Source organism: Synechococcus sp. 63AY4M2, assembly GCF_002760475.1.
Taxonomy (GTDB): domain Bacteria; phylum Cyanobacteriota; class Cyanobacteriia; order Thermostichales; family Thermostichaceae; genus Thermostichus.
In genome coordinates this window covers 1,601,447-1,624,472 of the sequence record NZ_AXUX01000001.1, presented here as the reverse complement: position 1 = coordinate 1,624,472, position 23,026 = coordinate 1,601,447, and the positions used below count along the sequence as shown (strand labels likewise).

16 protein-coding genes and 2 tRNA genes are annotated in these 23,026 nt (G+C 61.6%); 5 read left to right on the top strand and 13 right to left on the bottom strand.

The genetic code is table 11. The features are described from left to right. Positions 1 to 229: 229 nt before the first annotated feature. The gene (lysA, locus tag SYN63AY4M2_RS07230; protein WP_011431665.1) at positions 230 to 1,606 is read right to left on the bottom strand and encodes a diaminopimelate decarboxylase; all 1,377 of its coding nucleotides are present in this window, start codon (positions 1,604 to 1,606) and stop codon (positions 230 to 232) included. Between the two features lie 218 nt (positions 1,607 to 1,824). Between lysA and SYN63AY4M2_RS07225 the strand changes: the two genes are divergently transcribed. Both SYN63AY4M2_RS07225 and SYN63AY4M2_RS07220 read left to right on the top strand, forming a co-directional pair. After that, positions 1,825 to 1,910: transfer RNA gene (locus tag SYN63AY4M2_RS07225), tRNA-Tyr, on the top strand. Between the two features lie 4 nt (positions 1,911 to 1,914). Continuing rightward, positions 1,915 to 1,986, top strand: a tRNA-Thr gene (locus SYN63AY4M2_RS07220). Here the strand turns inward: SYN63AY4M2_RS07220 and miaB are convergent. The 8 genes from miaB to rpmH form a co-directional block, all read right to left on the bottom strand. Continuing rightward, positions 1,986 to 3,347: a tRNA (N6-isopentenyl adenosine(37)-C2)-methylthiotransferase MiaB gene (miaB, locus tag SYN63AY4M2_RS07215; protein WP_011431666.1), complete on the bottom strand. Its 1,362-nt coding sequence runs from the start codon at positions 3,345 to 3,347 to the stop codon at positions 1,986 to 1,988. The genes SYN63AY4M2_RS07220 and miaB overlap by 1 nt on opposite strands. A 182-nt stretch (positions 3,348 to 3,529) precedes the next feature. Beyond that, positions 3,530 to 4,879, bottom strand: coding sequence for an adenylosuccinate synthase (locus SYN63AY4M2_RS07210; RefSeq protein ID WP_011431667.1), 1,350 nt, complete (start codon positions 4,877 to 4,879; stop codon positions 3,530 to 3,532). A 157-nt stretch (positions 4,880 to 5,036) separates the two neighbouring features. Beyond that, positions 5,037 to 6,557, bottom strand: coding sequence for a S41 family peptidase (locus tag SYN63AY4M2_RS07205; protein ID WP_041438701.1), 1,521 nt, complete (start codon positions 6,555 to 6,557; stop codon positions 5,037 to 5,039). Between the two features lie 179 nt (positions 6,558 to 6,736). Further along, positions 6,737 to 7,324 (bottom strand): Uma2 family endonuclease, encoded by a 588-nt coding sequence (locus SYN63AY4M2_RS07200; RefSeq protein ID WP_099887296.1) that lies wholly within the window; start codon positions 7,322 to 7,324, stop codon positions 6,737 to 6,739. A 103-nt stretch (positions 7,325 to 7,427) separates the two neighbouring features. Continuing rightward, positions 7,428 to 8,564, bottom strand: coding sequence for an SH3 domain-containing protein (locus SYN63AY4M2_RS07195; protein ID WP_099812653.1), 1,137 nt, complete (start codon positions 8,562 to 8,564; stop codon positions 7,428 to 7,430). 100 nt (positions 8,565 to 8,664) lie between these two features. After that, positions 8,665 to 12,207 carry a chromosome segregation protein SMC gene (gene smc / locus SYN63AY4M2_RS07190; RefSeq protein WP_099887295.1) on the bottom strand — a complete coding sequence of 1,181 codons (3,543 nt, stop codon included), beginning with the start codon at positions 12,205 to 12,207 and terminating at the stop codon, positions 8,665 to 8,667. A gap of 75 nt (positions 12,208 to 12,282) precedes the next feature. Further along, positions 12,283 to 12,663 (bottom strand): ribonuclease P protein component, encoded by a 381-nt coding sequence (rnpA, locus tag SYN63AY4M2_RS07185; protein ID WP_011431672.1) that lies wholly within the window; start codon positions 12,661 to 12,663, stop codon positions 12,283 to 12,285. Between the two features lie 90 nt (positions 12,664 to 12,753). Then, positions 12,754 to 12,894 (bottom strand): 50S ribosomal protein L34, encoded by a 141-nt coding sequence (gene rpmH, locus SYN63AY4M2_RS07180; RefSeq protein ID WP_011431673.1) that lies wholly within the window; start codon positions 12,892 to 12,894, stop codon positions 12,754 to 12,756. 241 nt (positions 12,895 to 13,135) lie between these two features. Here rpmH and dnaA point away from each other — a divergent pair, with 241 nt between their 5' ends. Both dnaA and SYN63AY4M2_RS07170 read left to right on the top strand, forming a co-directional pair. Then, the gene (gene dnaA / locus SYN63AY4M2_RS07175; RefSeq protein WP_011428926.1) at positions 13,136 to 14,539 is read left to right on the top strand and encodes a chromosomal replication initiator protein DnaA; all 1,404 of its coding nucleotides are present in this window, start codon (positions 13,136 to 13,138) and stop codon (positions 14,537 to 14,539) included. A 194-nt stretch (positions 14,540 to 14,733) separates the two neighbouring features. After that, the gene (locus tag SYN63AY4M2_RS07170) at positions 14,734 to 15,399 is read left to right on the top strand and encodes a hypothetical protein (protein WP_206336916.1); all 666 of its coding nucleotides are present in this window, start codon (positions 14,734 to 14,736) and stop codon (positions 15,397 to 15,399) included. Here the strand turns inward: SYN63AY4M2_RS07170 and SYN63AY4M2_RS07165 are convergent. The 3 genes from SYN63AY4M2_RS07165 to SYN63AY4M2_RS07155 all read right to left on the bottom strand — a co-directional run bounded on the left by SYN63AY4M2_RS07165 (position 15,396) and on the right by SYN63AY4M2_RS07155 (position 19,208). After that, positions 15,396 to 16,217 carry a class I SAM-dependent methyltransferase gene (locus SYN63AY4M2_RS07165; protein ID WP_099812651.1) on the bottom strand — a complete coding sequence of 274 codons (822 nt, stop codon included), beginning with the start codon at positions 16,215 to 16,217 and terminating at the stop codon, positions 15,396 to 15,398. The two genes, SYN63AY4M2_RS07170 and SYN63AY4M2_RS07165, sit on opposite strands and share 4 nt — an antisense overlap. A 103-nt stretch (positions 16,218 to 16,320) precedes the next feature. Beyond that, a complete protein-coding gene (ftsH, locus tag SYN63AY4M2_RS07160) occupies positions 16,321 to 18,207 on the bottom strand; it encodes an ATP-dependent zinc metalloprotease FtsH (RefSeq protein ID WP_011428929.1) in 1,887 nt (628 codons plus the stop codon). Between the two features lie 125 nt (positions 18,208 to 18,332). Beyond that, the gene (locus tag SYN63AY4M2_RS07155; protein WP_011428930.1) at positions 18,333 to 19,208 is read right to left on the bottom strand and encodes an SDR family NAD(P)-dependent oxidoreductase; all 876 of its coding nucleotides are present in this window, start codon (positions 19,206 to 19,208) and stop codon (positions 18,333 to 18,335) included. A gap of 390 nt (positions 19,209 to 19,598) precedes the next feature. Here SYN63AY4M2_RS07155 and SYN63AY4M2_RS07150 point away from each other — a divergent pair, with 390 nt between their 5' ends. After that, on the top strand, positions 19,599 to 20,084 hold the full coding sequence (locus SYN63AY4M2_RS07150) for a hypothetical protein (RefSeq protein WP_240527883.1): 486 nt from the start codon (positions 19,599 to 19,601) through the stop codon (positions 20,082 to 20,084). Between the two features lie 37 nt (positions 20,085 to 20,121). Here the strand turns inward: SYN63AY4M2_RS07150 and SYN63AY4M2_RS07145 are convergent, their stop codons facing one another. Continuing rightward, positions 20,122 to 22,671, bottom strand: a complete 2,550-nt coding sequence (locus tag SYN63AY4M2_RS07145; protein WP_011428933.1) for a DNA topoisomerase (ATP-hydrolyzing) — start codon at positions 22,669 to 22,671, stop codon at positions 20,122 to 20,124. Positions 22,672 to 23,026 lie beyond the last annotated feature (355 nt).

Sequence of the window (23,026 nt, the reverse complement as noted above, 5' to 3'; positions counted from 1 at the left end):
AAACCCCGTTCACGCTCCCCTCGTTGCGGACCCTTTGCCTACGCCATCCTGCGCCCCAGAACCTTTTGGCTCCGGAACCCCTGTTGGACTGCGGCCCCCTGACCAGCCTACCACTCACCTCCTACCTGTCTTCCAGTCTTTCCTGCCCCAGAGCCAGCGGGGTCGCCGCTGCAGAGAAAGCCGGGCCCCGCCCTCAACGGCAACGGTTACAGGCAGCCGTCTCTGCCCTTCACCGCTGCAACCGCTCCGGTAAGATGTCCTGACGGATCAGATCTGCATAAGTTTCCCGCCGCAGGATCAACTGGGCCTTCCCTTGGTTGACCAGCACTGCCGCGGGCCGAGGGAAGCGGTTGTAATTGGAGGCCATGCTGTAGTTGTAGGCCCCGCTGGTCAACACAACTAGGACTTCGCCGGGCGCTGGGTTGGGCAAAAGCACATCTTTCAAGAGCACATCCCCCGACTCGCAGTGTTTGCCGGCCACTGTCACCCGCTGGGTGGCCTCGGCCTCAGGGCGGTTGGCCAGAAGGGCGGTGTAGCGGGCTCCGTAGGTGATAGGGCGGGGGTTATCGGACATGCCGCCGTCAATGGTGACGTAGAGACGCCCTTCGGGAAGGTCTTCGCTGGGCGGGATCCACTTCTTGCCCCCCAAAGTGTAGGCGGTTACAGCCGCTGGCCCAACCACAGACCGTCCAGGCTCGCAGAGCACCTTGGGCAGCGGGATCCCGGCGGCGGTGAAGCTCTGCTGCACTGCAGTGGCCACGGCTTCCACCCACTCCGGAATGGAGGGGGGATCGTCGGATTCGACATAGCGGATCCCTAGTCCGCCGCCCACATTCAGCTCCTGCAAGGGCAGCCCCTTCTCCAGCCCTTGGCGCCAGACCTGGGCCAGTACCCCTGCCAGATCCCGGTGGCCTTGTAGGTCGAAGATCTGGGATCCGATGTGGGCGTGGAGCCCGACGCATTGCAATTGGGGATGGGCTGCCAAAAAATCAAATACCTCCGGCAGTTGCCACTGGCCGATGCCAAATTTGCTGTCGGTTTGGCCAGTGCGGATGTACTCGTGGGTGTGGACGTCAATGCCGGGGTTGACCCGCACCAACAAGCGGGCCGGTCGTGCAGGGGTAGCCAGAGCGGCCAGTTGCTGTAGCTCGTAGAGGCTATCGGCCACCAGGGTGCAGCCCACCTCCAGGGCCATGGCCAGCTCCTCCGCCGACTTGGCGTTGCCGTGCAGGTAGAGCTCCTCACCCCTGGCTCCTGCTTGAATAGCGGTATAGAGCTCCCCGCCGGAGGCCACGTCCAGCCCCAGCCCTTCTTGTAAGGCCAAAGCGCAGATGGCCAAGCAGTTCCAGGCTTTCGTAGCATACAAGACCTGGGATCCCCCAGGGTAGCAGCGGGCCCAGGTGTCGCGGTAGAGCCGGCAGGCGTGTCGCAACGTCCACTCGTCCAGGATGTAGAGGGGAGAGCCAAACTGGCGCACCAGCTCTACCACGTCGCAGCCGCCGATTTCCAGGTGGCCCTGGCTGTTGGTGCGGCTGGTCAGGGGCAATAGCGACTGGTTGGGAGAAACTTGTTCGACGGAGGTGGAAGTGCCGAGGGTTGAAACCATAGGGACAAGTGAAGGGACTGTCCTCCACCCTATCAAGTTTGCTCTCCAGTTTGGCCAAATGCCCTCAAGCCCCTTGTTGCCAGCAGCCCCCGCAAGGTAGGGCATGATGTCTTGCCGGGAACTCCCTCCCTGTTTAGCTCCCGTCCCCAAGACAGCTCTTCTCGCCTGGATTCGATCTTGGGCAGCACTTTCTGCTAATATAGGAAGCCAGTGTCCAAGGGTCGATGCCCGAGTGGTTAAAGGGGGCGGACTGTAAATCCGCTGGCTTATGCCTACGTTGGTTCGAATCCAACTCGGCCCACCATGCCGCCCACGTAGCTCAGTGGCAGAGCACCCCCTTGGTAAGGGGGAGGTCACGAGTTCAATCCTCGTCGTGGGCTTACGTGCAGGCTCCAAGTTCCGCCGCTTGAGGTTTCTCTTCCCCTGGCTTGACGATCTCGCCGCTGAGGGAAAAGGCCCGTGTGGCAGTGATGCGCACTGGCACCAGGGATCCCTGCAATTGCTCGGGATCGCCGTCGAAGAAGACGATGCGATTGCCGCGGGTGCGCCCCATGGCCTGGCGGGGGTTTTTGGGATTGGGGCCTTCCACCAGCACCTCCTGCACCTGGCCCAGCAGCCGGGCGCTGCGGGCGGCAGCCACCTCCGCGACCAAGCGGTTGAGCCGTTGCAGGCGGTCGCTTTTTTCCTCTTCCGGCACCTGGTCAGGCCACTCGGCTGCCGGCGTGCCAGGGCGGGGAGAGTAGGCGGCAGTATTGAGGAAATCAAAGCCGATATCCTGAACCAGTTGCAGGGTTTCCTGAAACTGGGCTTCCGTTTCGCCGGGGAAGCCGACGATGGCATCGGCGCTGATGGTGGCCTCGGGCATGTACTGGCGGATGAGCTGGATGAGCTGGCGGTAGCGCTCCTGGGTGTAGCCCCGCCGCATCCGCTTGAGGACGGCGTCGCTGCCCGCCTGGAAGGGGATGTGGAAGTGCTCGCACACCTTGGGCAGCTCGGCACAGGTGGCGATCAGCTCTTCAGTAAAGTAGCGCGGGTGGCTGGTGGCAAAGCGAATCCGCTCGATCCCTTCCACCGAGTGGACAAAGCGCAGCAGGCTGGCCAGGTTGGTCTTGGGATCCAGATCCCGCCCGTAGGCGTCGATGTTTTGCCCTAGCAAGGTGACCTCGCGGTAGCCGGCCCGGGCCACGTCCTCAATCTCGGCGCGGATGGCCTGCGGCTGGCGCGACTGCTCCCGTCCCCGCACCAACGGCACAATGCAGTAGGTGCAGCGCTCGTTGCAGCCGTAGATGACGTTGATCCAGGCTGTCACCCGGCTATCCCGGCGGGGCTTGGTGATGTCTTCCGGGATCTCGACAGGCTCGGTGGCCACCACCTGGTTGCCCGCCTCCACCTGGGCCAGCAGATCCCCAAGGCGGTTGACGTACTGGGGGCCCATGACCAGATCCAACTCGGGGACGCGGCGCAGCAACCTTTCCCCCTCCTGCTGGGCCACGCAGCCGGCCACGATGAGCTTGATGGCTGGGTTTTTCCGCTTGCGCTGCGCCTGGATGCCCAGGTAGGAATACACCTTTTGCTCAGCGTTATCGCGGATGGTGCAGGTATTGAAGAGAACTAAGTCTGCCTGCAGCTCGTCTTCGGCGGGCACATACCCCAGCGACTCGAGGATCCCGGCCATGCGCTCGCTATCGGCCCGGTTCATTTGACAGCCGAAGGTGATGGTGTAATAGGTGGGAGCAGCCATGGCAAGACCAGAAGACAGGGTCAGCAATCTCTACCTTTTTTGAGCTTAGCGGATCCTTATGGGGCGGTAGCGGCAACGTAAGGGTTGGGGGGCAGATCCCTCTCCCTTGGCTCCCTCTGCGCGGCCCAGGCTGGTTTGCTAAGCAGTGTCCCTCAGCAGAGTAGCCACTGAGCTAGGGCGCGTCAGTCGGGCATGAGGGCGTGAACTTGCTTGCGGCCGTTGGGGTAGAGCAAGGCGCGCTTGGGGCCGTGGATGGGATCCTCCACGATAATGGTTTGGTCGCGGCTGGCTCCCAGGGAGACGATGGCAATCGGCACCTGCATCAACTGGGCCAAAAACTTCAGGTAGTCGTAGGCTTCGGGAGGCAAGTCCTCAAGGGAGCGGCAGTCTTTGGTGGAGCACTTCCAGCCGGGCAGGGTTTCATAAATGGGCTTGCACTGGGCAAAGACGCGGGCATCGCTGGGAAAGTGACGGATCTCGCGCCCCTGGTACTCATAGGCCACGCACACCTTGATCTCGTCTAGGCCGTCCAGCACATCCAACTTGGTGATGGCCAAGCAATCCAGGCCGTTGATCCGCACGGCGTAGCGCCCGATTACGCCGTCGAACCAGCCGCAGCGCCGCTGCCGCCCGGTGGTGGTGCCAAATTCGGCTCCCGCCGCCCCCAGGTAAGCGCCAATCTCGTCCTTGAGCTCGGTGGGGAAGGGGCCTTCGCCGACGCGGGTGGTGTAGGCCTTGGCTACCCCAATCACCCGGTCAATGCTGGTGGGGCCGATCCCGGCCCCCACGCAGGCGCCGCCGGCGATGGGATGGGAGGAAGTGACGTAAGGGTAGGTGCCGTAGTCGAGATCCAACAGCGTGCCCTGGGCCCCCTCAAAGAGGATGTTCTGCCGCTCCTCGATGGCCTGGGTGAGGAGTAGGGCAGCGTCGGTGACGTAGGGGCGCAGCCGCTCCGCGTAGGCCAGGTATTGCTCGATGATCGGCTCGGGATCCAGAGGGGGTAGGTTGTAGATTTTTTCCAGCAAAACGTTCTTGTAGGGAATGGCCCAACTGAGGCGCTCCCGCAGTTGGTCGGGGTACATCAAGTCCACGACGCGGATGCCCATGCGCTCGGCCTTGTCGGCGTAGGTAGGGCCAATGCCTCGCCCGGTGGTGCCCAGCCGGTAGATGCCGCGTCGCTCTTCCTCGGCCACGTCGATGACGCGGTGGTAGGGCAAGGTTACGTGGGCTGTCTCGGCGATGTAGAGGTTGTGGGTGGAGATCCCCAGTTGGTGCAGTTGGTCGATCTCGGCCAGCAACACCTCAGGGTCGATCACCGTGCCGCTGGCGATGATGCAGCGCTTGTCGGGGTAGAGGATGCCGGAGGGGATCAGGTGCAGCTTAAAGATTTGGCCCCCCACCACCACGGTATGTCCTGCGTTAACCCCGCCTTGGTAGCGGACGACCACATGCGCCTTTTCACTGAGGAGGTCGGTGATCTTACCTTTTCCTTCGTCGCCCCACTGGGCACCGACAACCACAACGTTTGCCAAGGGCTTCTCCTACAGTCTCTGAACGGCACAAAAAATCCCCTTTGCGGGGTCGCTGCACTAATTTACCGCATTGCTCCAGGCAGTGTTGAGGGCTTCGGACAAAAACGTTAACAATCGATTAATTTCGACCCCTCGCTAGGGCAGCAGCCCGCTCCCTTTAGCTCCCCGGCTTGAACAGGCCAATGGCGGTGACCTGGTTGGATCCCGCCGCAAAGGCAAAGGACAGGCCAAGGGCGTCGTAGTTGACATAGTAGCGATCGTCGCGCAGATATTCTCGGCTCCCCTTGGGGTAGGGCACCACCTCGTTGTAGCCGTTCTCGCCAGGCCCGCCGTAAATGGCGATCACTTCCGAGTAGGTGGAGCCGATACGGATCCCTTCGCCAGTCATGGCTTCGGGTTGGGTGGTGTAGATGCGGTCGGCAAAAAAGCTATTGAGAACGCCCGGACGGCGGTAGGCAAAGAGGATGTAGTCCTGCAAGTAGAAGATCTTCAGGTCGCTGTTGGGCTGAAATACATTTGCCCGCGATTCGGCCGGGATCAAATCCACGTTGCCCAAGAGGTGGGTATCGACGTTGCGGGTATCCATGCCCAGGACAAAGCGACCAACACGGCCCTCTTGCACCAGGACGGTGGGGCGGGGGGGAGGGCTGGGGCGGCGGGGCAGGGCCAGCGCTTCTAGGGCGGCCTTTAGCCAGGCGTTCTCATCCCCCTCCACCTTTTGCAGGGGCACCAAACCCTGGGCTAGGGAGCGTCCATCGCCTGTCTTCCAGGTGGCCACGGCCAGTTCCACCGCCGCGCCAGAAGGAAGGGCAAAGAAGCGGGTCTGGCGTTCGCTGCCTTGAGTGGGTTGCCCTACTATAACGGTGCTGCCGCTGGCTCCCAACTGGGCCGCCAGGAGGGTGGCCCCCTGGCGGGTGTTGCCGTCGACCAGGACGGCCGATGGGATCCCAGCAGCCAGTGGCAGGTTTTCGCTGTTCCAGGGGGTAGGCTGGCCAAAGCGGTCTTCGGTAACCAGCAGCGGCTGCACGGAGCGGGGCAAGAATAGGCGTGCCACATCCGCTATCACTTGCGGGTCATAGCCCACCGAGCTGCGCAGGTCGAGGACAATGCCTTGGCTGTAATCCTGGGTGTAGAGGGCTTGGCGGATCTGCTGGGCTGTGGCAGGGGTGAGCTCCGGCACTGCCAGGTAAACCTGGCGCGGCCCAATCTGACGCGCCTGCAGGGGTGGACGAGGGCGGTTGAGCAAGTCCCTGAAGCTTTGGGGATCCCAGAAGCGATCGGCGGGATCCCCGTATTCGCGCAGAACCTCTCGAATCAGCTCGTACTCGACTTCGATGGGCGGACGGGGATCGCTGTAGGTGCGGGCCAACAGGCGGGTGTAGAGGTCGTTGTAGTTAACCGCAGCGGCTTGCTTGCCCGCCTGCCAAGACTCGTTGATGAACAACTCCACCAGATAGCGCAAATCCTGGCCCATTGCTGGCAAAGGAGGAGCTGCCGGGATGCCCAGATCGGGCGACGCACCCTGGAAGGGAGAAATCGGATTCGCAATCGGATCCTCAACTGAGGGCATGACCGGCACAGGGGGCAAGGCCGCTTGCCCCATCACTCTGCCAGAAAGGACTCCGCTGAGCGCCCCGACTGTGCCCCACACCTGAACTGCCCGCGCAAATCCCTTCATGGTGGCCTGCCCTTGTTTGCAGATGCTGTGAATAGGATAAACTCTGGGCAATCTCCTCTACCACTGTCGGCAGGGCCAAATACTTGTTTTTTAAATCATGAGACACTACTGGTTGTCTTGCCCTCTTGCCTCTGTCTGGGCGTTTCCCGGTTCGGATCCCGAAGCAGCGCGGGTGTGCCCTAGCTCTCGGCAGACCAGATTGTGCGGATAGGCAGGGTGAAGCCGGGCAGCACGTCTTCTCCCGACAAGGTTTCTGGGTCTTCCAACAGTTCCGGCGCCTGTCCTGCTCGGTAGATCATCACCCGCTTGGCCTTGGGATCCAAAAGCCACCCCAAGCGGCAGCCGTTGTCCAAGTACTCCTGCATCTTGGCCTGGGCTTGAACCCAAGAATCGGTGGGCGAGAGGATCTCCACCACAAAGTCAGGACACAGGGGCAAGAATCCCTGGCGGGTCTGGGGATCCAGAGCCTCCCACTTTTCCAGCGGGATCCAGGCCAGGTCAGGAGAGCGGTCGCTGCCTGAAGGCAGAGAAAACCCCGTGGAAGAATCAAAGGCTTTGCCTCGGCCCGCTTGGCGGTTCCAGACATAGACTGCCCCCGCAATTTCAAAGTTGAGGTTGCCAATTTCACCTCCGGTTGGAGACATAATCACCAGCTCTCCCTGGGCGGTGCGCTCCAGCTTCAGCTCAGGATTGGCCGCACACAGCCGGACAAAATCCTCTCGCGTCAGAGTCATCAAAGGGCTGAGATTGAGCGTCAAGGCCGTCATGGCAGGAACTGGAGCATGCAAAACCGGATTGCTAGAATGACCCCACTGCTGAAGTGCGACAGGAAGAAATTGCGATCCCTGGTCTTAGTTTAAGAGTCTCAATCTAGTTTACTTTTGATTCAATGTTTTCCAGGGCTTGAGGATGGATCCCTGCTGCGATGGCTTGCTGCAATACGTGACGACGCACCTCTTCAGTGTGCCTGTCAAGCACCATTTTCAGAGCATAAAACCGGTTGATGGCAAGCTCGTTGAAATGGGCCAGCGCCGCTGCGGCAAAGGATCCCTCTGCACCCCGATAGAGGTATCGCACCAAGGTATCGGCGGCTTCTATGGCCAGTTCCCCTTCCAGAGAATGCAGAGCTTCTAGATTCTTTTCCACTTCTGCCAGGGAGTTGCCACAGGATACCCGTGTCAGACCCATCGATACCCAGCCCACCAATGGCTGTCGAATCTTGAGCCAGCCGTTGAGTACTTCCATGACCCGCACTTCGGTTCCATTGGGCAGTTGACCGATAACATTGCCTGCGGCTACAGCGGGTGTCGATCGTACATTAGTCGGCGGATTGGGATCCTCTATCTGAGTAATGCAGGGCAGGGGGACATCTGTGTACAAGGTGTCGTCGATCTCAACCTCCTTGCCGGCACTGCGAAGTGTATCAATTAGCCGACTGACAACATCTTTGGGCACATCTAGCACTGTCGAGAGCCAACTTGGATTAATGCTTAGCCCTGGCTCCCAGCCCGCCTGAGCCACCACTACCCACTGACCACTGTGTTTTTTAAGCAAATAGCAGCCATCAATTACCGGAAGGTCGCCAACTCCGGCAGAGACTTCAACCAGAGCATAGTTTTCGGCAATGGCGATTGCTCCGGTTTCCAGAGGATGAACCGGCACACCGGGAGATCGAGCTGCTGCTTGTCGGAGATACTCGTTGATCAATGGGTCGGTGAGCACAGCTTGCCTTATGGCAGTGCGATCACCAGAGCTGCCGGGGTTCGGCAAGGTTTGCGCGACCCAAGTTCTCGCTGTGGCAGCTGGCAAAGCCGACAAAACTTGAAGGGAAGCTGTAGGAGCTTCTGCCTTGGATCCACCCTTGTCCAGGAATTGCGCTGTTGGAGAAAAGACATTGCCGCCCAAAAGTAGTAGCGTTGGTGCTATCGACAATGCTGATGGGATTTTCCTCAAGCTCAATATCGATCGGCAGCTTTGGGATAGAAGAGCTTGCATTTTCATCAACATCTGCTGAAATGGTTTGCCCTGCGGAGTTTTTGGAATCTACGCTCTTCTCTAGATAGCAAGCGAGATGGGATCCCGCCGCGATTGCCGCCTGCTGGGTGCTTTAGCCGACGTGAGCGGTGGGGTTGACTAGGCCGATCACTTGAGTGTAGGCGCCGCGAGCTTGGGTCACTCCAATGGTGCGCTCCGCTTTTTCAAGCATGGGACGGCGCAGGCTGACCACCAAGAATTGCGCCTGGCGGGATTGCTGCCAGATCATGTCGGCCAATTTTTCTACATTGGCCCCATCCAAAAACATGTCCACCTCGTCAAAGGCATAAAAGCTAGAGGGGCGATAGCGCTGCAACGCAAAAATAAAGCTGAGGGCCGTCAAGGATTTTTCTCCGCCCGACATGGCGCTGAGACGACGCACTGGCTTGCCTTTGGGGCGGGCCACCAGGGTCAAACCCCCGGCCAACGGATCCTCTGGGTTCTCCAATTCTAAATAGCCCTCTCCCTCGGAAAGCTGGGCAAAGATGGTCTGGAAATGGCCGTTGATGGCATGGAAGGCATCCAAAAACGCTTGGCGGCGCAGGGTGGAAAAGTTCTCGATGCGCAGCAACAATTCGGTGCGCTCTTGGTGCAGGGTTTCCAGTTTGGCGTTGAGATCCCCTAGGCGGGCCTGGATCTGTTCGTATTCGGCGATGGCCAACATGTTCACCGGCTCCAGGGATCGCAATTGCTCTTCGATTTTGCGTTTTTGCCGTTGCAGCTCGTCCAGGGTCAGGTGGGGGGGCAGGGGGGGAAGGGGATCCGGCAGCTCTTGGGCCGCGGCTTGCAGTTGGGCTTGCAGTTGGGCAAGGATGGCCTCTTTTTCCTGCTGTTGGGTGAGGGCGTGGTAGCGTTCCCATTCCAGGCGTTGGAGCTGCTGCTGTTGGGCGCGCAGTTGAAATTCTTGCCGCTCCCGCTCTTGGCGCAGGTGGGCGAGGCGGGCTTCGCTCTGGCCCATCTGTTGCCGTTGCTCGGCAATGTGCTGCTGGATGTGGGCGAGAGTGGCCTGGGCCTGGGCGATTTGCTCTTGAAGTTGGGCCTGACGCCGTTCGCCCTCTTGCAGGCGCTCCTGGTGGTGCTGGATCTGGGCCTGCTTCAGGTGTTGCTGGCTGAGGTTCTCCTGCTGCTGTCGCTCCAGGTGGGCCAGGTGGTGTTGCAGCTCCGCCAGGTGGCTCTCCTGCTGCTGTACCGCCTGCTGCAGTTGCTGCCAGTGCTGGTTGACCGGGGATCCCTCCAGTTGGCTGAGCTTGCGGGCGAGATCGGCCAGGCGCTGTTGCAAGGGATCCCAGCGGAGTTGAATCTGGTGCAGCCGCTCTTGGATCTGCTGGCTTTCGCTTTGCCATTGCGCCAGGGATCCCTGCAGGTGTTGCAGGCGGGCCTGCTGGTTTTGGCAGTCGGCCTGGTGCCGCTCCAGGTATTGCTGGGCTTGCAGGGCGTCCTGGCGGGCCAGGAGCAGGGCCTGGGCCAGTTGTTTTTCGCGGGCTTGGGCGGCTTGGAGGCGAGGGGCGAGGGCGGCCAGCAGCGCTTCCAGATCGGCCAGGCGGGCGCGCAGGGCTTCCCCTTCCGAGTGTTCGCCCGCAGAAAAATGGATCCCAGCTCGTTGGGGGCCGGTGCCGCCAGTGATGGCTCCCGAGGTTTCCAGCAGCTCCCCTTCCAGGGTGACCATGCGGTGCTGGCCGATGTAGGGCCGGGCCAGCTCCAGGCTCTGGAAAACCAGGGTGGAGCCGAACACAAAGCCAAAAACATCTCGGTAGCGCTCTTCAAAGTGCACCAGGCGGATGGCGTAGTCGATCAGACCGTTTAAGTTGAGGGGGGCGGGCGGGCGGGCGGGCTGCAATTTGTTGAGGGGCAAAAAGGTGGCGCGCCCCAGTTTTTCCCGCTTTAAGAGGTTGATCGCGCTGACGGCGACGCTTTCATCTTCCACCACCACAAAGTGCAGTCGGTTGCCTGCCGCAATCTCCAGCGCCAGTTGATACTGGGGATCCACCTGCCCCAACTGGGCCACCAATCCCAAAACCCCCGGCAGGCGGGCGCTCAGGATGGCCTGGGTGGCGCGGGATCCCTGGGATTCTTGCAGCAGTTGGCGGCGGGTCTCCCACTTGTCCAGTTGCCGCTGCTTGGCGTGGAACTCGGCGGCCAGCCGCTCGTGGGTGGCGCGATCCAGCTCCAGGTTGGCTTGCAGTTGCGCCAGCTCTTGCGCCAGGGCCTGCACCTGGGCTTCCGACTGTCGGCAGGCCTGTTCCAGCTCGGCGGTGAGGGCCAGGTGGGATCCCAGCCATTCTTCAATCTGGGCGATCTCAGTTTGGGTGTCTTGGACTTGTCGCGCCAGTTGCCGTTGGCGCTCTTGCAGGCGAATTTGCTCCTGTTGCAAAGGCTCTTGTTCGGCGCGGATCTCTTCCAGGTGGCGGGTGAGGTAGCGCTGCTGCTTGACCCAGGCCTCGGCAGATTGGGCCAGGGCCCGCAGTTGTTCGCGGCTTTGTTCTAGGCTGATTTGGGCTTTCTGCACCTGGGCTTGCAGGGATCCCTGGGCCTGGGCCAGTTGCTCCTGTTGGCTTTGCAGGCGTTCCAGCTCTGCCTGCAGGTGCTGCTGTTGGGTTTGGCGCTCCTGCTGCAGGCGCTGCGTTTGCTCGATTTCCTGCTGCCAGGCGGCGATCTGTTGGCTGAGCTGTTGCCGTTGCACTTCGGCGGCAGCGATCTGGGCTTGCAGGTGCAGGTATTCTTCCTCTCCGAGGGCGTGGATGCGGCTTTGCAGCTCGCTCAGGGCGGCTTCCGCCTGCTGTAACTGCTCGCTCAAGGTCTGCACCTGAGCAGTGGCTTGCTCCTGAGCCTCCAGAAGCTGCCGAATGGCTGCCTGGGTTGCTTCCACTTGGGCTTGCAAATGCCGCCAAAGCAACACCCGTTGCTGTCGCTCCAGCGTTTGCCACTGCAGCCGCAACTGCTGGTACTGCTGCGCCTTTTCGCTTTCCCTGAGCAGCCGCTCTCCTTGGGCTTGCCATTCCTGCTCGATGAGCCGGAAGCGCTCAATTTGTTCGCGCACCACCTCCAGCTTGGCGTTGGCCTGGGCGATCTTGCGGTCGAAGGTGGCCACCCCCGCCAATTCGTCGAGGATCTGCCGCCGCTCCTTGGAGTTCATGGAGATGATGCTGGTAACATCCCCCTGCAGGACCACGTTGTAGCCGTTGGGGTAGATGTGCATCGCCTCCAGTTGCTCGTGCAGCTCGCTCAAGGTGCAGGGCACATCGTTGATGTAGAAGGTGCTGGTGTAGGGCAGGGAATCGGGATCCTCTCCCTTGCCGGGGCTGACCCGCAGCCGACGGCTGACTTTCCATTCTCTCGGCTGGCCGTCTTCTCCCGGCCCCAGATCGAAGGTGACGGCGACGTGGGTCTCTACCCGCCGGTTGCTGCTGAGGCTGCCAGAATGCACCAGATCCGAAAGCCTCTCTGCCCGCATCCCCCGCGAGGACGATAGCCCCAGCGCGAACAGGATCCCATCCAGGATGTTGGACTTGCCGGAGCCGTTGGGGCCGGAGATGACCGTAAAACCCGGCAACAGGGGCAGCGAGGTCGTGCTGCCAAAGGACTTAAATCGGGTCAGCTCGATCCGCTTGATGTACATCCCGCCCCATATCTAGCGCAGCCAGCAGCAGATGATGTCACCAGGCTAGCACGGGTAGCGCAGCCTGCCCAGCTTCTAAGAAGGCTCAGGATCTGGGCTCGGGCTGACGAGCAGATCGGCCTTTTGCAAAAGACGATGCACCTCTGCCTGTAGCTCTGGCCACTTATAGGTGAGCAGGTTGGGCTTGGAGATGAGCAGTAGCCGGTATCCGGGTTTCAGGTTTGGGCACAGGGGCCGCAAGATTTCTCGCAACCGGCGTCGCAGCCGATTCCGCTTGACAGCAGATTTGCTCACCTTTTTCCCGATCACCAGCCCCACCTGGCTGGGGATCCCTTCGCACCCCGCCGGCATCGGCTGAAACAAAAGGATCAAGCCTGCACCGGAACGGCGCTGCCCCGCCTGGTAAAGCGCCTGGAAAGCTCGCCGATCTCGCAAGCGATAAGGAGCAGGCAGCATTGGGCACTGAAAGGGAATCCCAGGCAGGAGTCAACCCGTCTTGGACGCCGACACCCCAAGAGTTTGAGATGGGATCGGCTCTGCTAACCCTTAAGAAACCGCCAGGCGATAACGCCCCTTGGCCCGCCGCCGCCGCAAGACCTGCCGCCCGCTTGCCGTGCGCATCCTGGCCCGAAACCCAGAGACGCGAATGCGTCTGCGATTGGTGCCACGAAGGGTACGCTGAGTCATGGTGGAGACCAACTCATCCTGTCAACAAGGCCTGCTGCGACTGGCGAGGGAGAAGCCCAGTTCACCGGCAGACAATTAGCAAAGCTTTATCGTAGCAGACTCGACGGAAAATCGCTAGATTGGCCGCCTCACGCCGAGCAGCTAAATTGGGGATCCTACAATCCCAGTCGAGAGAGCAGAGGCACCGGGTTGGCGCCCCTGTCTTTGCTGGGCTTTGGCTGTGTCGCTTTGGGTGTGTGGTGTGGACATCTCCCTAGATCGACTCTGGGACGAAGCTTTGGGGCATCTACAGGTGCAGCTCAGCCGTCCAACTTTTGAGGCTTGGATCAAGACGGCGCGAGCTGAATCCTTGGTGGACAACCGCCTCACCATCTCCACTCCTAGCGAATGGGCGCGGGGCTGGCTGCAAAAGCACTACGCCTCCACCATCACCGAGGTGGTGCAGCGGGTGGCCGGAATCCCTTTGCAAGTGGAGTTTTCCGTCGCTCCCCAGGCTTTGGTCGAGGAAGAAGCTCCTTCAACGGCTGTGGCCTCAACCTCCCGCAAGGCCGGCAGTTTTCCTGCTTCCGCCCCCTTGGGGCTGGAGGTGAGCGGCAGCCTGCCCATGCGAGCCCCGGATCTCAACCCCAAGTATTCCTTCTCGCGGTTTGTGGTCGGCCCCAACAACCGCATGGCCCATGCAGCGGCTCTGGCCGTGGCCGACAAGCCTGGGCGGGCCTACAATCCCTTGTTTCTCTGCGGCGGGGTAGGGCTGGGCAAAACCCACCTGATGCAGGCCATCGGCCACTACCAACTGGAGGCGAATCCGCGGGCCAAGGTCTTTTACGTGTCCACCGAGCGCTTTACCAACGATTTAATCGATGCCATCCGGCGAGACAGCATGCAGTCTTTCCGGGAGCACTATCGAGATGTGGATATTTTATTGGTGGACGACATTCAATTTATCGAAGGCAAAGAGTACACCCAAGAGGAGTTTTTCCACACCTTTAATACGTTGCACGAGTCGGGCAAACAGATCGTGCTAGCTGCCGACCGCTCCCCTCACCTCATCCCTCGGCTGCAGGAGCGGCTCTGTTCTCGGTTTTCGATGGGCTTGATTGCGGAAATTCAGCCGCCGGACATCGAGACCCGCATGGCCATTCTCAAGAAAAAAGCCGAGTACGAGGGGATGATCCTACCGCCTGAGGTGATCGAATACATTGCTACCACCTACACCAGCAACATTCGCGAGCTGGAGGGCGCCCTCATCCGTGCCGTTGCCTACGTCTCCATTTCTGGCCTGCCGATGAGTGTGGAGACGATTCAGCCCATTCTCAACCCCCCCAGCGAGCCCAAGGAGATCACGCCCGACATGATTATTGACGTGGTCTGTGAAGAATTCGGCGTCGACCGAGAAAGCTTATTGGGATCCTCTCGCAAGCGGGACATCAGCCAGGCGCGGCAAATTGCCATGTTTTTGATGCGTCACCATACCAATCTTAGCTTGCCCAAAATTGGCGATTACTTTGGCGGGAAAGATCACACCACCGTTCTCTATAGCTGTGAAAAAGTTAGCCAGTTGCAGCGGGAAAATCTGCAATTTGAGCGGCAACTGCAAAACCTGGCCCAGCGGCTGCGAGTCATGGCCAACAGCCGAAACCGCTAGTCTTTGCCTTGCCATTGTTGAACCGTCCTTGGGGTGTCATCCTACGCTGCTGAGAGCCGCGGCGCCCGCGAGCTGGCGTGAAAGCTCCTATTGGAAGCAGCTACAGTTAAGGACGGGAGGGGCGGGGGTTGCAGGTGGTAGGGCAATCTGGCAAAGGACTTTGCTTGGGTATGCTGCTCCTTGGGGCTGGGCTGATGCCAGCATGGCCGGCCTGGGCCCATTCGACCCAAGCGGGCCGCAAGGAAGCAGATCCGCGGCCAACCGCGCTCTCAGGCGTTTTAGATCTGGGGCTGGATAGCCAAATTGTGGAGGATAGCCCCGTGTTGCGCCGCTGGCTGCAAAGTCCGCCCAATCTCCTGGAAGAAATCCGCAATACTCCCGTCTTGCCCACCCGTTTGCAGGCGGGTTTCGAGTCGGCTTCTGAGTGGCGAATCAGCCTGCAGGACTTGCGCCTGGGAGATCGCCTCACCCTCAGCGGCGACTATCGCCAATCTTCTGAGAACCCAGAAATCCGCCAGTACGGGTCAGAGGTGCGCTACTTTCTCGCCCCTATGGGCTCCCGCTTGAACCTGGCCCCCCAACTGGGCTATCGAGCCTTGGAAGAAAAAAACCGCCGCCTCAGCGGGGTGAGCTATGGGGCCTTTGTTGTTTTGGCCCTGGCTCCCGGAGCCGCCGACTTGACTGGCAGCTACACTTGGGTGGCCCCGCAGGAGCCGGAAGAAGGACAGGCCACCCTAGCGGAGATCACCGCCGCCTACGCCATTAGCCCTTCCCTTCGTCTTGCTGCCCGCTACAGCCTGCGCCACTCCACCTTGGCGCGGGAATCCAGCTTTGGCGTTGGCCTGGAGTGGATCCCCTAGAGGCGCACTGCCTGCACAAAAGCCACCCAGCCGAAGCTGAGATAGCGCTCCAAGCGCAACCCCACCTGGGCAAAGTGCCAGCGCAACTGGTCTGCGGAGAAAAAGCGAAGGCCGGTCGCCTCCAGCAACTGCTGCACCCTCTGCCCCCATCCCTGCACCTGCTGGCTGTGCATCGAGACAAACACCCCTCCCGGTTTCAAAACACGGGCCACTTCCCGCAGACAGGGATCCAACGGCACCTCGTTCAGGGTGGCGCCGCTGATCACCGCCCCAAAGGCTCCAGAGGCCAGGGGAAGCTGCTCCGCCCGGGCTCGCACCAGGCTGTAGCGCTGCCAGTGGGGCTGGGCCTGCTGGGCCGCCTCCGCCAGCACTCCCGTCGCGTTGTCTAGGCCGATCACCGTCCGCTGCGGATCCCTGGCCAAGAGGAGGCGGCTCCAGTACCCCCCTGCCGTGCCCAAATCCAAGACGGGATCTGCCTCCCCCACCAGTTCCGCCAGCAATTGGCCTTCCCGCTCGCTGCCGAAACGCTCCCCCGACAACAGCGACAGCGCCCAAGGCCGCCAGAGGCGATCGTAGCCCCAGGCAAACCCGGGCAGATGGGCAATGGCCTGAGCGGGAGTGAGCGGCAAGTCCCGCGCGGCGGCCAAAAAATCCACCGCTCCAAAGGCGGTGATGGGGTAGATCTGGCCGCAACGGGGACAGTAAACCCGATCCGCCGCGGCTCCCGGCTCACGTCCCGGTGGCAGGTTCAGCCCTTCCTGACCACAGCTCAGGCAGCGGTAGAGGTGAACCGGCAAGGCAGAGAGAGAAGAGAGCATGACACAACCTGACGACAGCCGCAAAACAAAAGGGCAGTTGCCGGGCGCCGGCCCCAACAACCACCCTCCCAGGTTAATCAATCCCGCAGCGAGAGGGGATCCCTCAAGCCGTCTTCGGGCTGGGCAAGCCGATCTTCTCGGGGATGGGCACGTATTCTGCCACAATGGCCCGAAACTCGTCCCCATCTAGGGTTTCCCGTTCCACCAGGGTGTCGGCCAGGCGATCCAGCAGCGCCCGGTGCTCCAGCAGGATTTGCTTCGCTCTTTGGTAGCAGCTCTCCAGGATTTGCCGCACCTGCCGGTCGATCTTGGCGGCCACATCTTCGGAGTACTCGACGCGGTTCATCCAGCCGCCGCCCAAAAAGATTTCGTTGTTGGGCGGATCCCACATCAGGGGCCCCAGCTCGGACATGCCAAAGCGGGTCACCATTTGCCGCACCAGGTTGGTGTTTTGCTGCAGGTCGTTGCTGGCCCCCGTCGTCACTTCCGAGTAGCCAAAGACGATCTCCTCCGCCGCCCGACCGCCAAAACCGACCACCACCCGATCCAACAGCCAGGCGCGGCTGTACATGCCGGAGTCGATCTGCTCCTCGTTGGGCAGTTGCTGGGCAAAGCCGCCGGCACCTCCGGAACGGGGGATGATCGTTACCTTGTTCAAGGGATCCGCATGGGGCAAGAGGGTCATCAACAGAGCATGGCCGCACTCGTGGTAGGCGATGAGGCGCTTGCTTTTGCCGTCTAATAGCGGCGGCTTGGTCAGGCCAATGGTGATGCGGTCGATGGCGTCGTCGATGTCCTGGTTGGTGATGGCTTTGTGCTGACGGCGGGCCGCCAGGATGGCCGCCTCGTTGAGCAGGTTGGCCAGATCGGCGCCGGCAAAGCCAGGGGTGCGGCGGGCAATGGCCTCCAGGCTGACCTCTTCTGCCAGCTTCTTGTTGCGGGCATGCACGCGCAAGATCTCGTAGCGCCCCTTGAAGCTGGGCCGATCCACGGTGATCTGGCGGTCGAAGCGTCCAGGCCGTAGGAGCGCCGCATCCAGCACATCCGGGCGGTTGGTTGCGGCAATAACAATTACCCCTGAGTTGCCCTCAAACCCATCCATTTCCGTAAGCAACTGGTTCAGGGTTTGCTCGCGCTCGTCGTTGCCGCCGCCAATGCCCGCTCCCCGCTGCCGGCCCACCGCGTCGATCTCGTCGATGAAGACGATGCAGGGAGCATTCTCCTTGGCCTTCTTAAAGAGATCCCGCACCCGCGAGGCCCCCACGCCGACGAACATCTCCACGAACTCGGAGCCAGAGAGGCTGAAAAAAGGCACTCCCGCCTCGCCAGCAATGGCTTTGGCCAAGAGGGTCTTACCCGTCCCCGGCGGCCCCACCAACAGCACGCCTTTGGGGATCTTGGCCCCTACGGCAGTGAAGCGCTCCGGCTTCTTCAGGAAGGTAACCACCTCTTGCAGCTCTTCTTTGGCCTCCTCGATCCCGGCTACATCGTCAAACTTGACGCCGGTTTTGGCTTCCATCTGGAAGCGGGCCCGCGACTTGCCGAAGTTCATCGCCTGTCCAGGACCGCCTGCTCCTCCGCCAGCGCGGCGCAGGAACAAGAACAACCCCCCCAGCAGCAGCACCGGGATGACCAGGTTGCCCAAGATCGCCCAGAAGGCGCTGCCATCGCGGGTGGGCACTACAGCCACCTCGATCCCCTGCTCGGTGAGGCGATCCACCAGTTGCGGCACGGTGTTGGGCAGCAGGTTGACCCGGTAGCGGGTGGAATGCTGCGTTTGTGGGTCAACAGCCGTCACTTCGGCTACCAGGTTGTTATCGAGGAGGCGCACATCGGTAACGCGACCCTCCTCGACATAGCGCAAGAAGCGGTCATAGGTGAGGGCAGAGGCCAGAGCGGCGTGGGCAGGAGCTAGGCCGGATCCCTGCCAGAGACAAAAGCCCAGCATGAGGGCAATTAGCCAGCGCTGGGGAGATAGAGGTTTGTTCATGGGGAAGGGGAACACCTGGTTATTAAAAGTCCTTCAACAAACTTAACCTGTCGCTCCCCCAAGATACAACCCTGCCGCACGAAATGCCCGGAATTGCGCTGGGAAGGGATCCCTGCAATCGGCGACTAGGCCGATTTGGGGGATCCCAGGGCATCCAGGCCGTAGACGCGCCGCCACATTTGGTCGGCCAGAGCGGCGGGCAGCAACCGCATCAGCCCCAGCGCCAGCTTGCCGCCCGTAAAAGCGGTGTAGCGGTCGGAAGGGTGGGGATCCGTCATGGCTCTCAGGATCGGCTCCACCACCTTCTCCACCGGCCAGGCCATTTTGTGGAACGAGCTGGCCAGCTCGGCAGCCTTGTCCAAGATCGCTTTGTAGGGGCCGTTGGGATTGACAACAGCAGCAAAGGTCTCTTCGGCCACGCGGCCAAACTCGGTGGCCACCGGCCCTGGCTCGATCACGATAACCTTGATGCCAAAAGGGGCCACTTCCACCCGCAGGGCGTCGCTGAGGGCCTCCACGGCGAACTTGGTGGCGCTGTAAACCCCACTGAAAGGCATCGACATCTGGCCGGCCACGGAGCTGAGGTTGAGGATGCGGCCGCTGCCCCGCTCCCGCATTTGGGGCAAGAGGGCGCGGGTGAGGGCGTGCAGACCAAACACATTCACCTCGAACTGCCGCCGCATCGCCGCCACATCCACCTCTTCCACCGGTCCCATTTGGCCGTAGCCGGCGTTGTTCACCAGGATGTCCACCCGGCCAAAGCGATCCAGGGCCTTTTGGGCCAGCGCCTCCACCTGGGCTGTATCGGCCATGTCGGTGGGCACCACCAGCGCTTCTGTCCCCTGCTTCTCCACCAAGTCCTTGACGTTTTGTAGCAGCTCCTCCCGGCGGGCCGCCAGCACCAAGCGGGCCCCGCGTTTGGCCGCTTCCAGGGCGACGGCCTTGCCAATGCCGGCAGAAGCGCCGGTAATCAGCACCACCTGATTGGCTAGTGAAAGCATGGCTTTCCTCTCTGCAAACTTTCTTCATCCTAGAGGGACTTCCGGGATCCCTGGAAAGAGGCAGCCTCGCTCCTTGGGCTGCGGTGCTGGGCCGCTGTTTCTAACTCAAGGGGTGCTCTGCCAGATGGATGGATCCCTGCGGCCCAGAAGCTGCTCAGACGGTTTTTCGCGCCCAAATTGCAGGGGGGGTTGGGAAAAGCGGTATGATCGATGGACAACTTGCTGGGACAAACTCCCTCGCTCGAGTGTACGCCTAGTCTAATGTCCTTGCCACAGGTACGAGGTGCAGTGACCGTAAGATATTTCCGCAGGCGGGCTAGCCGAGGCCGATCTTCCTTGCCGGAGGAGCGCTGGGCTCTCGCCGAGGCCTGCTTGGATCGATTGCTCAGAGTGGCGGAAGCCAACCTAAGGGCCAATTCCGAGCTGCGCCAACAGCAGCAGGAGCAGCAACGCCAACTGGAGGCCGAGCGGCGCCACAGCGAAGCCCTGCGCGATGCCACCGCCGATTTGCGCACCAGCGTCATGGAGTTGCGAGAGGGGCAAGCCCTTTGGCAAAACCAGGTGGACGAGCTGCGTACCTGTTTGCGAGAGTTGCTCAAGGAACAGAGCGAGCTGGTGCAGATCATCGCCCAGCAGCAGCACATCCTGAAGGACTGTAAGGAAGTCATCCGCGCCATTTTGGAGCAAATGCGGGATGACCACCGGGACTTCCGCTCCGCCATCGGCATTTTGCTGGAGGAACTGCACCAAACTGTGCGCTGCCTGGTTCTTAAGTCAGGTGGCACTCTCCCTAAGCCTGTCCGCCATCCCGAAGCGCCGGATCCCGGCTCCCAGCCGCCTGATTCTGCCTCGCCTGGGGATGGCTCTCTGTCCTAGCGATCCAGACTTCTGCTTTCCCCCAAAAGCTCCAGAGCTATCCAATCCCGCCCTCCGGCAGCCACTGCGGCCAAAACAGGCGCAACTCCCTAACCTGCTCCCCCTTGACCAACAGGGATCCGCCGCCGGACCGGCCTTGCAGGGGAATTTCCTCAGGAGAGAAGGAGTGTACCCGCTCGGACTCCGCGATCACATCCACTTGCAGATGGGGGTGCGCCGCCAGATCGGGGGGAAAACCCACCAAGCCCACCAAGCCATCCCCTTTGTTGGAGAAGTGAAAGGCCGACACGCCCACTTTACCCTGCTCCAGGATGGGGATCTCGCCCAGGGGTAGCCGCTTCAAATACCCCGACCGGCTGGCCAAAACTAAGATCCCTTGCGGGGGCAGCAGCGCCATACCGACGATCTGTTCTGTGCGCCCCAAACGTAGAGCTGGGGATCCCATAGCTGCCCGACCCATCAAGGGGATCTGTTCGGCGTCCAGCCGCAGCACCCGCCCGCCGGAGGTGGCCAGGACAACGCTGTAGCCTTGGTGGCCGGGATGCCAAAGGGCCGCCCAGCCCAGCTCGTCTCCTTCTTTGAGCTTCAAGACGGCGGCTCCCCGTTGGCTGAGGCCCACCAGCTCCGCCAAGGCCACCCGCTTGATCCGCCCCTGCCGGCTGAGCACCACCAAGCTGGCCTCGCCGGGAGAGTGCTCCGCACCGCTGACGCGAACGGGATCCAACGGGAAGGCGGCAACAATCGGCTCGGGGTTGGGGAGAAGGGTGACCAGAGGCACCCCCCGCGAGGAGCCGGTGCTGAGGGGGATCCCTTCGATGGGCACGGTGAAAGCCCTGCCGCTGGCGGTGAGCACCAAGATTGCCTGCTCTGGGGTCACGCATTCCAGGCTGACCAGGGTATCTTCTCCCAATTCCCGCTGCGCCGGGTTGCTGCGGGAGCGAGGCCCAGGCAGAGGCAGGCGGCGCACGTAGCCTTTGCGGGTGAGTTGCAGCAGAAAGCGGCTGTCTTCGCCGGCTTCGCCGCCGGGGATCTGGGCCGCCTCCGCTTCCAGTTCCGAGGCCGAGAGAATCTGGGTGCGCCGGGGATCCGCAAAGGTTTTTTTCAAGTGTCGCAGCTCTTTTTTCAGGTAATTCAAGAGCTTGCGGCGATCTTGCAGCAGTCCCTGCAGCTCGGCGATGCGGGCCTGCAGCTCGGCTTGCTCTTGATAGAGGCGCTCCCGCTCCAAGGTTGTCAGGCGGCGCAGGGGCATGGCCAAGATCGTCTCCGCCTGCTGGGAGGTGCAGCCCAAGCGGGTTTGCAGCTGGGCTTTGGCCGTGGCGCTATCGGGCGCTTGCCGCAGCAGGTCGATTACCCCTTCCAGATCGGCCAGGGCCAGCACCATCCCCGCCACCTCTTCGGCTTTGCGCTGTACCTGCTGCAGTTCGGCGCGAAACATCCGCTTGAGAGTGGCCTCGCGAAATTGCAAAAAGTGCTGCAAAATCTGCTTCAAGCTGAGCTGCTGGGGTTTTCCCTCCACCAAGGCCAACAGGATCACCCCAAAGGTGCTCTGCAAGGGGGTGAGCTTGTACAACTGCTGCAAAACCGCCTGCGGGTTGGCCTCCCGCTTCAGCTCCACCACCACGCGCATGCCGCTGCGATCCGACTCATCCCGCAAATCTGCGATGCCGCTGAGACGGTCTTGGGCGACCAGCTCGGCCACCTTCTCGAGCCAGGCAGCCTTGTTCACCTGATAGGGAAACTCGCTGATGATCAGGGCGGGCCGGCGGTGGCGTCCTCTGCCCGGCTGGATCTCCTCAAAGCGGGCCACTCCCCGCAGGGTGATGGAGCCGCGGCCGGTGAGGTAGGCCTCGCGGATCCCCTGGCCATCGACAATTTGGCCGCCGGTGGGAAAGTCCGGCCCCGGGATCCAGCGCAACAGCTCCTCAGGGCTGAGATCGGGCTCGTCGATCAAAGCCAGCAGGCCGTCCACCACTTCCCCCAGGTTGTGGGGCGGGATGTTGGTGGCCATGCCCACGGCAATGCCAGCAGAGCCGTTGAGCAGCAAGATGGGCAGGCGGGCCGGCAGGACGGTGGGCTCCGCCTGGGAGCCGTCGAAATTGGGCATAAAGTCCACAATTGCTTCGGAGATCCCCTGCAGAAGGGCTGTGTGGCTCAGCTCCGCCAGCCGACACTCCGTGTAGCGCATGGCCGCCGGCGGGTCGTCGTCCACCGAGCCGAAGTTGCCGTGCCCCGCCACCAGGGGGTAGCGGCTGGAAAAGTCTTGTGCCATGCGCACCAGCGCGTCATAGACCGCCTGATCCCCGTGGGGGTGATATTTCCCCAGCACGTCCCCCACGACGCGCGCGCACTTGCGGTAGGGGCGATCCGGCGTCAGGCCCAGCTCGTGCATGGCGTAGAGGATGCGGCGATGCACCGGCTTGAGGCCATCCCGCACATCCGGCAAGGCCCGCCCCACGATCACGCTCATGGCATATTCCAGGTAGGAGCGCTGCATCTCCCCCTGCAAATCGGTTACGATTACTCGCCCTAGACGGGATCCCCCACCCGATCCAGATCCCAGTCCGTCGAGAGTCAGTTGCTGAGTCATGGCTCATTAGGAGCGGAACGCTTTCCAGGTTACTGTAGCCGTTTCCGCAGCTTTTGCGACCCCACCCAGCCGCTGCCGTTTTTGAAACGGGGGAGTGGGGTGGCGGCTCCGCCGTGCTATTTGACACTCCCACCGCCTAAAGGCAGGGGATTCTTACGCAGTTCAACAACGACCTCGTAAAGGCGCTGTCAAGACGCCCCCAGACAGTTCCTCGAGGCAAAGCCCCAAGGTTCTGCTTACTCTTCTGATGGCGTCAGGGGGACGAAGTCTTTGCAGGTTGGCTGAGACGTTCGGACGCTTGCCACCGGTCGGTGCTCGCCTGGGAACGGTACGCCTTGGTGGCAACTCTTGGCGA